The 12,200-nt window shown below is 42.9% G+C and carries 11 protein-coding genes and 2 tRNA genes; 3 read left to right on the forward strand and 10 right to left on the reverse strand.

Annotation, left to right across the window (positions count from 1 at the left end; genetic code table 11):
• The 8 genes from I2I33_RS08510 to I2I33_RS08545 form a co-directional block, all read right to left on the reverse strand.
• Positions 1 to 827: IS256 family transposase (locus tag I2I33_RS08510; RefSeq protein WP_195666791.1), on the reverse strand; the 827-nt coding region annotated here is incomplete at its 3' end.
• Positions 828 to 1,072: 245 nt separating this feature from the next.
• Positions 1,073 to 1,146, reverse strand: a tRNA-Pro gene (locus tag I2I33_RS08515).
• A gap of 20 nt (positions 1,147 to 1,166) precedes the next feature.
• Positions 1,167 to 1,256: transfer RNA gene (locus I2I33_RS08520), tRNA-Ser, on the reverse strand.
• A gap of 103 nt (positions 1,257 to 1,359) precedes the next feature.
• Complete coding sequence (locus tag I2I33_RS08525; protein WP_046451355.1) at positions 1,360 to 1,821, reverse strand: hypothetical protein; 462 nt, start codon at positions 1,819 to 1,821, stop codon at positions 1,360 to 1,362.
• Between the two features lie 23 nt (positions 1,822 to 1,844).
• Positions 1,845 to 2,231, reverse strand: a complete 387-nt coding sequence (locus I2I33_RS08530; protein ID WP_087420768.1) for a hypothetical protein — start codon at positions 2,229 to 2,231, stop codon at positions 1,845 to 1,847.
• Positions 2,232 to 2,258: 27 nt separating this feature from the next.
• The gene (locus I2I33_RS08535; protein ID WP_027202215.1) at positions 2,259 to 2,828 is read right to left on the reverse strand and encodes an RNA polymerase sigma factor; all 570 of its coding nucleotides are present in this window, start codon (positions 2,826 to 2,828) and stop codon (positions 2,259 to 2,261) included.
• A 68-nt stretch (positions 2,829 to 2,896) separates the two neighbouring features.
• Positions 2,897 to 3,904 carry a glycosyltransferase family 2 protein gene (locus I2I33_RS08540; RefSeq protein ID WP_087420767.1) on the reverse strand — a complete coding sequence of 336 codons (1,008 nt, stop codon included), beginning with the start codon at positions 3,902 to 3,904 and terminating at the stop codon, positions 2,897 to 2,899.
• A gap of 97 nt (positions 3,905 to 4,001) precedes the next feature.
• Entirely contained in the window at positions 4,002 to 4,874 is an 873-nt protein-coding gene (locus I2I33_RS08545) for a lysophospholipid acyltransferase family protein (protein ID WP_087421285.1), read from the reverse strand.
• A 147-nt stretch (positions 4,875 to 5,021) separates the two neighbouring features.
• Here I2I33_RS08545 and I2I33_RS08550 point away from each other — a divergent pair, with 147 nt between their 5' ends.
• The 3 genes from I2I33_RS08550 to yidC all read left to right on the forward strand — a co-directional run bounded on the left by I2I33_RS08550 (position 5,022) and on the right by yidC (position 10,586).
• A complete protein-coding gene (locus I2I33_RS08550; protein WP_087420766.1) occupies positions 5,022 to 6,881 on the forward strand; it encodes a DUF349 domain-containing protein in 1,860 nt (619 codons plus the stop codon).
• A gap of 187 nt (positions 6,882 to 7,068) precedes the next feature.
• Positions 7,069 to 8,676: a CTP synthase gene (locus I2I33_RS08555; protein ID WP_370818997.1), complete on the forward strand. Its 1,608-nt coding sequence runs from the start codon at positions 7,069 to 7,071 to the stop codon at positions 8,674 to 8,676.
• 59 nt (positions 8,677 to 8,735) lie between these two features.
• Positions 8,736 to 10,586: a membrane protein insertase YidC gene (yidC, locus tag I2I33_RS08560; RefSeq protein ID WP_087420765.1), complete on the forward strand. Its 1,851-nt coding sequence runs from the start codon at positions 8,736 to 8,738 to the stop codon at positions 10,584 to 10,586.
• Positions 10,587 to 10,651: 65 nt separating this feature from the next.
• Here yidC and I2I33_RS08565 read toward each other — a convergent pair whose 3' ends face one another.
• Together I2I33_RS08565 and I2I33_RS08570 are read right to left on the reverse strand one after the other, a co-directional pair.
• On the reverse strand, positions 10,652 to 11,689 hold the full coding sequence (locus tag I2I33_RS08565; protein ID WP_087420764.1) for a hypothetical protein: 1,038 nt from the start codon (positions 11,687 to 11,689) through the stop codon (positions 10,652 to 10,654).
• Positions 11,679 to 12,176 carry a hypothetical protein gene (locus I2I33_RS08570; RefSeq protein WP_087420763.1) on the reverse strand — a complete coding sequence of 166 codons (498 nt, stop codon included), beginning with the start codon at positions 12,174 to 12,176 and terminating at the stop codon, positions 11,679 to 11,681. Before I2I33_RS08570 ends, I2I33_RS08565 begins: the two co-directional genes overlap by 11 nt.
• Positions 12,177 to 12,200: the final 24 nt, after the last annotated feature.

The following is a 12,200-nucleotide window of genomic DNA, read 5'->3' on the forward strand; positions in this document are numbered from 1 at the left end:
ATCTCCCACTGGTCGGGAGCACAGATCTGTTTAAGTTCTTCCATGACCTGTTTCTTGTCCCTGGGCTTGACTTTCCCGGCGATATTCCTCTTCAGGTGCACGGTACACAATTGTAAATCTGCCTTGGGAAAGGTGTCTGCCAGTACATTTTCAATGCCGGGCAATCCATCACACACCAGGAGATCAATCACGGCCACGCCTCTTTCCTTGAGGTCTTCAAACACGTCCTTCCAGTTCGTGGCACTTTCCGTGGGGAAGTTCACCACGGCCAGCACCTCGCGGGTTCGGTCTTCTTTCACCCCTAAAACCGTGTAGTAAGCCTCGTTGGAAACGGAATCATCACGACGGGTGAGGACATAGGTGGCATCGATGTAAATTATCGGGTAACGATGATCCAGTTCACGACCTAGCCAGGCATTTACATCCTCGCGGGCCGTGTTCAACAAGCGGCTAACCTGGCTTTTACTGTAATGTTTACCGTAAAATTGCTCGTAAATTTTACCCACCTGTTCCGTGGTTAAACCGCTGCAATAAAGGCTACTCACTAGCTTTTGAGCCTCTTCTTCCTGGTCTTTTAGCACCCCCAGTAACATCGGGTAAAAATGGTTGTTACGACTACGGGGAACCCGAAGTTCGAAGACCTTACCGCCATGACATACTCGACGACCACGAAAACCGTTACTCACGTCACCACGTGTCTCGTTATGAAGATCACGTTCCGATAACATTAAACTCTCTAAGCCTTGTTTGACCAAGCCTTGTAAACCTAGTTCACCGTTTGTGATTTCGGAAATTATTTCCGAGATTTGTTCATGTGTAAATTCCATAATAATTCATTTTTGAAAATTGCATTACAAAAATAATCAATTCGGAATTTACACACTTTTTGAAACACTATCCGATAAACGGTCAAACCTTCTCTTACGAGGTAATCGCATTTAATGATTTAATTAATAGCAAGATCAAGGCTGGACGTCCAAAAGACTTGTACGACATAATAGAACTAAGGAAAATACAGGAAAACAAGAATTAAAGACATAAAAAAACAGTCACTCTCGTGGCTGTCTATCTGTCGGGGTGACAGGATTCGAACCTGCGACCCTCTGCTCCCAAAGCAGATGCGCTACCGGACTGCGCTACGCCCCGAAAATGAGCTTCAAAATTGGTGGCGGAGAGAGGGGGATTCGAACCCCCGGTACAGTATCCCGTACGACAGTTTAGCAAACTGTTGGTTTCAGCCACTCACCCATCTCTCCAATTGCGCTGACAAAAGTAGTGCTTTTTATTGTTCTTGCAAGCTTTTGGCGTGATTTTTTTCTTTTTTTTCACGTTCAGCCACGAATTTCCCCACTTGATCGACTATTTCTGCGCGGGTGCAGGATATTTCCCCATCTTCTTCCACAATTGATGATGGAATTTCTGCTCGGCCTCAATCATCATCCACACTTTCTTGGCGGACAGAGCCTTGGTCAACTTCTCGATATATTCTTTCTTAATATCTCGTACAGCCTGTTCGGCAGATAACATGATCTCCAAATTCTTCAAAGCTTGTTGTTCCGTCACTTCCGGGACCTCTTTTTTATCTTTCCGACAGGTCAAATCTCGTATTTTATCATTCTCGACACGAATTTTCTGCTGCATCTCATTATATAAAGGCCAGAACTTAGTGGCCTCTTCCGGGGTCAAATCCATCTCTTGAGTAAAAAAGGCTACTTTTTGAGCCTCGAACTCTTTCCGTTTGTCTTCACTCAATTTCCCGCTTTGGGCAAATAAAGAAAAACCAAACCCGACCATCAATATAATCAAACTTATCTTTTTCATATATCTTGCTTGTACATTCAATTCTACCTACGCTCCGCGTATAAAAACTCAATCGGATCAGTCTCTTGTGACAGATACTCGATGATCTCTTCACGAGATGGGTTAAAATCCGCATCGAAAATATTCTCATCCTCTGCTTGTGCCGTCATGTTCGCCTGCTCTCCATTTTTTGACAACATCCGATTTTCATCCACCAGATTAGGGACCAGCAACTGTATGACGATCATTGCGAAAGCGAATAATCCCGCTAAACCGAGATAAGGTTTTAACGTCTGAAACAAACTCGTTTCCCGTGTCTTCCCTTCCTCATCCTTTATCCGGTCCATCACCCGGTCGCCCAACGTGTCAAAATAACGATCAGGCACCGAGAACGGGTTCTTTGATTTATATTTCTCATCCAAATTATCCATAACCTTCCATTTTCTATTATCCAATAACTATTCGAACGAGGGTAAAGTATCCGAAATCTTCAAACTTTCCTCTATTTTCTTTACCGCATTGTGATAAGTTGCCTTCAGCGTTCCCACGGCGACATCCAGTACCTCGGCAATATCCTCATATTTCATGTCATCAAAATACTTCATATTAAATACCAGACGTTGACGCTCCGGCAATTTCAACACGGCTTTCTGCAATTCCCGCTGGATCGAATCCCCACAGAAAAAACTATCACTTTCCAACTGATTTTCTAGCATGGGAGTAATCTCCTGCGAGTTTCCATAAGTCTTCCGACGTTTTTCGCTCAAAAAATTAATCGCCTCATTCGTCGCCACCCGGTACATCCATGTAAACAATTTCGCCTCGTAACGAAACTCCCTCAACCCCTTCCAAATCTTGATAAAGGTATTCTGCAACACATCGTCGCTATCTTCATGCCCTATCACGATTTTACGGATATGCCAGTAAAGCCTCTCGCTATACTTTCCTACAAGTAACCGAAAAGCTTTTTCCTCTCCATTTCCGGAATGAAACATTCTTACAATATCTTCATCACTTATCTCGTTCATGCTTTCTAATCATATCGTTAAAGCCTACACCCCTATGACAACATTTTATGTCAAAGGTTTATTTACCATCATTTAAAATTTAAATCCGAGAACTTCTTTTTACCCCGCAAGAAATATTCCAACACGATACTCCGGGGATATATTCCCGAAAGACTCATGGAACTTTCAGGAACCGGATAGGCTTTCCTCATCTCCCGGAAAGCCTTGTATGCCCGGATTACCGAACGGGTGTTAGACCATTGACCTTTCAACAGGAAAAGCCCTCCCGCCATCGTGTCCAGCAAAACTCGTGCAAAAAAGATTTTCTTACGCTGTTTAGCACACAGATTCTTATGCAACATCAATAAATTATTCCGGTAATTCAAAAACAATTTTCTCGGATGATTCATCGGCAACGAGCCTCCCCCCAAATGGTAGACGACAGAAGAAGGAACCACCTTTAAAGTATACCCTCCATTTTTCAATCGCCAGCAAAGATCAATCTCTTCCATGTGCGCGAAAAAAGCCTCGTCCAACCCTCCGGCCGCACGGTACACGTCCCGCCGAATACATAGAGAGGCCCCCGTTGCCCAAAAAACATCGACCTCATCATCATACTGCCCATCATCCTGCTCCGTGGTATCCATCACACGCCCGCGGCAAAACGGGAAGCCTAAATAATCAATATATCCCCCGGCTGCTCCGGCGTACTCGAACTTCTTTTTATCCCGGTACGCTAATATCTTCGGCTGCACGGCCGCCACCCTCTCGTCCCGGTCCAACACGGCGACCAACGGTTCCAACCAACCGGGAGCGACCTCCACGTCACTATTTAAAAGAACCACGTATTCCGCCTCGATCATCTCGATTGCCCGGTTATATCCCCCGGCGAATCCGAAATTATCCTCGAACAGCACCCGTTCCACGTCCGGAAACTCTTGTTCCAGACATATCCAGGAACCATCCGTCGAATGGTTATCCACCACGACGACACGCCCCAAATCAGAATTCGTGTTCTTCACGACCGAAGGTAAAAACTCCCGTAATAACTCCTCCCCGTTCCAATTCAATATAATAACAGCCACCCGTTTCGCCATTCTAATTTTAGATTTATGATTTTAGATTTCCATCGCACAAGGACAACGCTTTTTGATTCCCTACTTTAAATTTCCTTTAGTTTTTAACTTTTAGCTTTTAGTTTTCAACTCTCTTATGTTTCCATCTTTTATGCGACCACAACCAAAACTCTGGCTCTTCTTGTATAAAAGATTCCAACAATCGAGTATGCATTTCCGTCAACTTCCCTTGGGGTAACTCGGACGGGTTGGCACACACATCCACGAACTCGACCTCGTAATACCCACGTTTCACCTTACGCATACGCACCGAAACCACCGGAATATTATACTTCCGGGCAATCCGCTCCGTGCCGAGTAAAACCGGGGTATCTTGATTTAAAAAGCGCGTCCAGAAATTCAAATTACGCCCGTTAGGAGTCTGGTCACCGATAAAACCAGCCAGAAACAAACGACTCTCCGAACGGTAACGAGCGATAACCCTTAACGTGTCATCCTTTGCCACGAGTACCGCCCCGAACCTTGAACGGATTTGTTTCATCATGCGATCCGTCACTTTATCACGAATCGGTTTATACAAGGCCAAGAAATCCGCCCCCGATTCCCACAAACTGTATGAAGACATCCACTCCCAGTTACCATAATGCCCTAACACCCCGATCACGCTCTTTCCCTCGTCAAAATACGACTGCGGTAACTCCGTGTTTTTAAACACACAACGTTTCCGGATCGAGCCCTCGGACATGTGCCACAGTTTATATAATTCGATAGACAAATCAGCCAAATGCTTGTAATATTTCCGTTCAATCGCCTTGATCTCCCGCAAGCTTTTCTCCGGGAAAGAATTACATAAATTCGTCCTCACAACCTTACGCCGATAATGAATCACGTAGTAAAGCAACAAATAGTTCAAATCCGCCACCAGATAAAGGACCCGGAACGGAAGAAAACTAATCAACCATACAAAACCATACAGAATATACGAAAACATAAGCATCAATTATAAATGTCAAAGATACGTGCTTTACAATTGAAATCCAAAAAGAACTTCCTCTCGCTTTTTTTACTCATTATAAATTGGCATTATCAGAATTAATCATTAATTTCGTGAGTTGAATGCGTAAAAATACGAACAGTTATGGAGCAAGAAAACTTACAACAAGCCGAAGAGTTGAATAACAACGAGCCAATTTCTCCGGATACTTTAAATGATGAAACACAAGAAGAGGTTTCAGTTCAGGGTCAACCTACACCGATAGAGAAAGCCCCCGAAAAGGAAGTTCCGGCATGGGATTTCTCCAGTTTTAACACGGACGAGATTATTTCTCACATGAAGTCTTTAATCGACGATTTCCCCGTGCAACGCCTGAAGGTGCTGGATTCCCTACCCCAAGTTTTCGAGGCCCAGTACCAAAAAGAATACGATAAAGCATTAGCCGATTTTACCAAAGACGGGAGTCCGGCTGAGGCATTCGACTATCAGGACAATTCTAAAGAACGCTTTTATAGCGTGTACAGAACTTACCGGGAGAAAAAATCGGAATATTACAAAAAACTGGAAGGAGAGAAAGAACAGAACTTGAAAGAAAAACTCCAGATTATCGAGGAGTTAAAAGATCTGATTCAACACGAGGAATCACTGAACAAAACATACCAAGATTTCAGAAATTTGCAAGACAGATGGAGAAACACGGGTATGGTTCCGCAAGCTCAAGCAAGTGATTTGCTGGAAACATATCACCATCACGTGGAGAACTTCTTCAATTATATCAAAATTAACAAGGAGTTGCGGGATCTTGATCTGAAAAAAAACCTCGATGCCAAGAATGCCTTGATTGAACAAGCCAACGCTTTACTCGAAGACAATAACATCGGGAATGCCTTTCGACAACTGCAATCACTCCATTCGCAATGGAAAGAGATCGGACCGGTTGCCAAAGAAGTTCAAGAAGAAACCTGGAACCGATTCAAAGAAGTGACGGACAAGATCAACAGCGCTTACCACCGTTTCTTTGACAACCTCCGGGAAGAACAGGACAACAACTTGAAAATCAAAGAAGAGATTTGCGTGAAACTGGAAAATTACGCATCTGTTTCCTTCGAAAAACTCTCCGAATGGAACGTGGCCACGGATACCGTTCTTGCCCTGCAAACCGAATGGAAACATGCCGGGACAATTCCGATCAAGGAACGCAATCGCCTGTATAAACGTTACCGGGCTGCTTGCGATGCTTTCTTCGAGAGAAAACGTCAATACTTCCAGGAAATACAGACCTTGCAGAATAAAAACCTGACCAAGAAAATAGAACTTTGCGAGAAAGTCGAGGCGTTAAAGGATAGCACGGATTGGGCTACGACCACGAAGAAAATCATCGAGTACCAAAAAGAATGGAAAACAATCGGCCCCGTATCCAAAAAAGTATCCAACAAGATATGGAACCGTTTCCGGTCTGCTTGTGACCATTTCTTTGATCGAAAATCAGCTCAATTCAAACATGTCTCTTCCGATCAGGAAAAGAATCTTGAACTGAAACGAGAACTGATCGAAGAAGTACGCAATTTCAAATTGACCGGTAATAACGATGATGACATCGAGGCATTGAAAGCCTTCCAAACTCGCTGGGCTGAAATCGGATTTGTTCCGATCAAAGAAAAAGAAACCGTTCAAAACGAATTCCGTAAACTAATCAACGATCACTTTGATCAGCTTGACATCGACGAATTCGAGAAAAACATCGAACGATTCAAGTCCAAAATCAACACGTTCGACAACAGTGATGACAAGGACAGCAAGATCATTCAAGAAAGAGAAAAATTAGTCAACAAGATCAAGCAACTGGAAACAGACCTTCACGCTTGGGAAAACAATATTGGATTCTTCTCCAAATCAAGCAATTCCGAGAGTCTGGTCAAAGAATTTTCCAACAAGATCGAGAGCGCTCGCCACAAACTGGCATTGATGCAAGAAAAACTGAGACTCATCGATGGCATGATTTAAGTTGAGACCATCAAACACAAAAAGAGGCATTTCAAAAGTGCCTCTTTTTATGTTTGTATGATATTTTTTCTTACTTTTGTCGTTAAGTTTCAACATACTTGTTCCATTTGATTGTTATTCATTGAATAACAAAAAGTTCAAGTATTTTCAAACCGTTGGATGTATAATATAGAAATAACTATAAAATATTTATATCGTGTCAACAAAATATGTTTTCGTTACGGGTGGAGTTGCTTCTTCTTTAGGAAAAGGAATTATTGCTTCCTCATTAGCAAAACTGCTTCAATCAAGAGGTTATAAAGTTGCAAACCAGAAATTGGACCCGTATATCAATGTCGATCCCGGAACCTTGAATCCTTATGAACACGGCGAATGTTACGTGACCAATGACGGGGCAGAAACCGATCTGGACTTGGGACACTATGAAAGGTTCACGAATATCCCGACGTCCCAGGCGAACAACATCACGACTGGACGTATCTATCAAAACGTGATCACGAAAGAACGTCGCGGTGATTATCTAGGTAAAACAGTACAAATCATCCCGCATATCACGGATGAAATCAAACGAAATATAAAACTCCTCGGGGCAAAAGGGGATTACGACGTGGTAATCACGGAAATCGGGGGTACGGTAGGTGACATAGAATCCTTACCGTTCATCGAGGCCGTTCGCCAGTTACGCTGGGAGCTGGGCGAAAAATCCGTGTTCATCCATTTGACTTTGGTTCCCTACCTGAGTGCCTCAGGCGAGTTGAAAACCAAACCCACGCAACACTCGGTTAAAGCCCTTCTCGAAAACGGGGTACAGCCGGACATCATCGTGTTGCGCACCGAACATGAACTGGGTTCTGATCTGAGAAGAAAAGTTGCTCTTTTCTGTAATGTTGACCCGAAAGCCGTTATCCAATCCATAGACGTTGACACGATTTACAAGGTACCGATCAAAATGCGGGAAGAAAAACTGGATGAAATCGTTCTTTCCCAGCTTGGATTACCTTTAAAACACGAACCGGACTTGGAATCATGGGAACGTTTCTTGTACAAATTCAAAAACTATAATCGCAAAGTCACCATCGCCCTCGTCGGGAAATACGTGGAGTTACACGATGCCTATAAATCTATCGTGGAATCATTTATCCACGCCGGAGCGGCTAACGATTGTAAGGTAAATATTAAATGGGTACACAGCGCGCACGACATCAACGTGGAAAACGTGTGTGACATATTCAAAGATGTTGACGGAATTCTCGTGGCTCCCGGATTCGGACAACGAGGAATTGAAGGAAAACTTCTTGCCATCGAATATGCCCGTACCAACAATATCCCTTTCCTGGGAATATGCCTAGGAATGCAAATGGCCGTTATCGAATACGCTCGTAACGTTCTTCACTTGGACGGAGCCGATTCCACGGAAATGGCCCCGAAAACCAAATACCCGGTCATCGACTTGATGGAGTCTCAGAAAGAAGTTACAGACAAAGGGGGAACCATGCGTCTGGGAGCATACAAATGTGTGTTGAAAGAAGGGTCTAAAGCTATTGAAGCCTACGGAACAAAAGATATTGAGGAAAGACACCGCCATCGTTATGAATTCAACGGCAAATACACCGAACAATTCGAACAGGCCGGTATGATCACGACAGGAGTTAATCCGGACACGGGATTAACTGAGATCGTGGAAATCCCGACCCATAAATGGTTCGTGGGTACACAGTTCCACCCCGAGTACAAGAGTACGGTAACAAACCCGCATCCTCTATTCGTGGCGTTTGTGAAAGCCTGTCTATCATAAAAGTTAAAAGATAAAAACTAAAAGATAACAGTTAAAAATTAAAAACCTAAAATTAAAATATGGATAGAAATACAATAACCGGTTTAGTAGTCATCGCGCTCATACTAATCGGCTACTCTTATTTCATGAGTCCTTCCAAAGAGGAACTGAAAGCCATGCATGTCCGGGACTCCATTGCACGGGTTGAAGCCCAACGGGCCGCTGCATTGGAGAAAGAACGTCAGGCAGATTTTGCAGCACAACAACAAAATACAGAGGCACTGCAAGCCGGAACAGAGGCTATCTTCAAACAAGATTCTCTGCCGGTTGAACAATACACCCTGGAAAATAACAAAATCAAATTACACATCAACACCAAAGGGGGATGCATTGACTATGTTGATCTAAAAGGATACCGCACACACGACTCTCTCCCGTTGATTCTGTGGAAAGACCACAAGAGTTCCATGGGCCTGAACTTCTACGCCCGGAACAAGCAAATCAACACGGCAGATCTGGTTTTCGTTCCAAACACGAATCAAAAAGAACTCAATGCCGAAGGGGCCGAACAAGTTCTCACGATGCGGGCTTACGTGGATGAAAATAAATACCTCGAATTCGAGTACAAATTAGCCCCGGATTCTTACATGGTTGATTTCAACATCAACACGTACAATCTGAATGACGTTATTGCCTCGAACACCAACTTCCTCACGCTATACTGGGGAGTGGATATGCCTCAACTTGAAAAAAGTAGAGACTTTGAAAGCCGTTATACCGGGGTGTACTACAACTTCTCAAATAATGATGTAGAACATCTTTCCCTGACCGGAGACGAGAAAGTAGACTTGCCGACGAGCGTGAAATGGGTGGCTTACAAACAACAATTCTTCTCCTCCGTACTTATCGCAAAAGAGTCATTCCCGAACGTGTTGGTCTCCACGGCCAACAACACGAACCCGGGCTTTTTGAAAACGGCAGATGCTGAAATTTCATTACCTTACTCCGGGAAAGCCATTGAAAAATACGATATGCGTTTCTTTTTCGGTCCGAACTCCTATCCGGTCTTGAGAGAATACGGCAAAGATATTGAACTTCCCCAGTTGATTAACTTGGGTTGGAAATGGATCGCTTGGTTTAACCGTTACGTCGTAATTCCAATCTTCAACTTCCTGGAATCGCACGTGACCTTGAACTACGGTCTTATCATTTTACTGTTGACCCTGATCATTAAACTTGTTCTTTTCCCGCTGACTTATAAATCGTATATGTCACAGGCCAAGATGCGAGTTTTGAAACCGCAAATTGACGAGATCAACAAGAAAATCCCTGCCGATAAGGCCATGGAACGCCAGCAAGCCGTCATGAAATTGTACAAAAAGGCAGGAGTGAACCCCATGGGAGGATGTTTACCAATGCTTTTGCAGATGCCGATCTTGATCGCCCTCTTCTACTTCTTCCCCGGAGCCATCGAATTGCGCCAGAAGAGTTTCTTATGGGCCACAGACTTGGCATCATACGATTCCATCGCCACGCTGCCCTTCACCATTCCGTTCTACGGAAACCATGTCAGCCTGTTCTGTTTGTTAATGACAATCACGAATATCTTGTACATGTGGTACAATAGCAAGAACCAACCGCAGAATGACCAGATGAAAGGAATGCAGACGATGATGTACATCATGCCAATCATGTTCCTGTTCATCTTCAACAGCTATTCATCCGGTTTGAGTTACTACTACTTCATCGCCACGTTGATCACGATTGTTCAGACTTGGGCTATCCGGAAATTCGTAAACGACGAGAAATTATTGAAACAAATAGAACTCGCCAAAACAAAACCCGTGAAGAAATCCAAATTCCAACAGAAATTGGAAGAAATGCAACGGATGCAGGAACAACGGATGAAACAAATGCCGAAAAAGAAATAAAGTACTACAAATAACATTAACGAGGGAGTGATTAAATATAATCACTCCCTCGTTTTATAGACTCACTAATTCAAAAAACTCCCCAATTGTCGATAAAACGATATGAATTCCTCAAAAGACAAATTTACAGATTCCAATTCGTTCACATTAATATCGTAACTGATCTCTACTCCCCAATCTTCCACCTTATCAATACGCTTTCGAACATAAGGTGGTGTCATGAAATGTGAAGCTCGGGAATCTTCATTCACTCTAAAATAAATTTCCCGACCAGACACAACAGGAGAATAATCCGCAACATCCCAACAAACCTTCCGATCTCCATTTTCTCCATACATTTTCAAGAATTCATAAATAATATCCGCCACCCTTTTCAATTGATCTGCCGACATACAATTCAAACTGGATTCAAACGTGTCAAGACCATATTCAACAAAAAACACTTCCTTACGTGCATCAAAATTTATACTCTTATCAATACTAATCGGATATCTGTTATACCCTTTAATATTACAATCAAAAGGAGCTTTTTCTCGCTTGATGAATAAACCGACCGTCTTGTAAAGTTCTTCGAGTTGCTCGTACGTCACACCATAGATTTCACTATTCCCCACGGTCATACAATAAGTCGTGGCTTCCATGACAGGTTTATCATTACTGACAACTTTTTGCTTCTGTTGCTTAAACATCCACTTCAGTTCTTTTTCCTGATGACAAAGGAATTGTTGCATCTGACAGATAAAATCATACCATTCCGTGAAATAACAGATCGAAGATATAAAGCCATTTGACGCATCAATAACAGCCTCATTCTCTTGCTTTGACTGTTTAGCGTTAGCGACATAATAGGCACAAGCTTTTTGTATTTTTCCACACTCGATACTCCATGGACGACGAAGTACCCGGAAAAGATTATTGAGATGGCAAATACAATTATAGATCGTTTCCAACGGATCTTCAGAAACCAAATCCACGTTACATTTTTTAAGATCCTCGACCATTTGTCGGTAAAAACGATTCTCGGTTAAGGAATCGGAAAGACATTCATCATCTGTAAATCTTTCCGACACATTCGATGCTGGGATAAAATTACTATTCCCCATAACCCTGACTATTAATTGTTTGCCCATCCGCGTTCAACGACGTATTCTCCGTTTTCAATAACTCATTCAATTCACACGCTTGACGCTGATGATATTGTAAAAATCGACCAAGCAACACCCGAAAGCGAGAATTATCTAACAAAAAAGTAGTCCAATCACCCCATACTTCTACAATCCGTAACCGCTCCTTTTTAGAAATACCCTCGGTAGACAAATATTGCAGAACAGCTTTTTGAATCACCGAAATTTCATCTGCCCACGAACGATCGAATAATGTCAACATTTCAATCAATCTCGTGTTTCTTTTCTGGAGAGTCACAAGCCCCGCTTTATCCGTCATTCCCGGTGACGCAATCGGATACATCATTTCGAGTTGTTTCGAATAATACTCCATCAATTTTTGTTTCTCCTCAATTGATAACTGATTGGCTACCCGCCCGGGTACTTCCATGTCTACCGCAGACACACGGTTTACATCTTCTTCCATAATAATATGTATTAATTTAGACGG

It is taken from the genome of Butyricimonas sp. BSD2780061689_150309_C8 (assembly GCF_015560935.1).
GTDB classification, from domain to species: domain Bacteria; phylum Bacteroidota; class Bacteroidia; order Bacteroidales; family Marinifilaceae; genus Butyricimonas; species Butyricimonas paravirosa.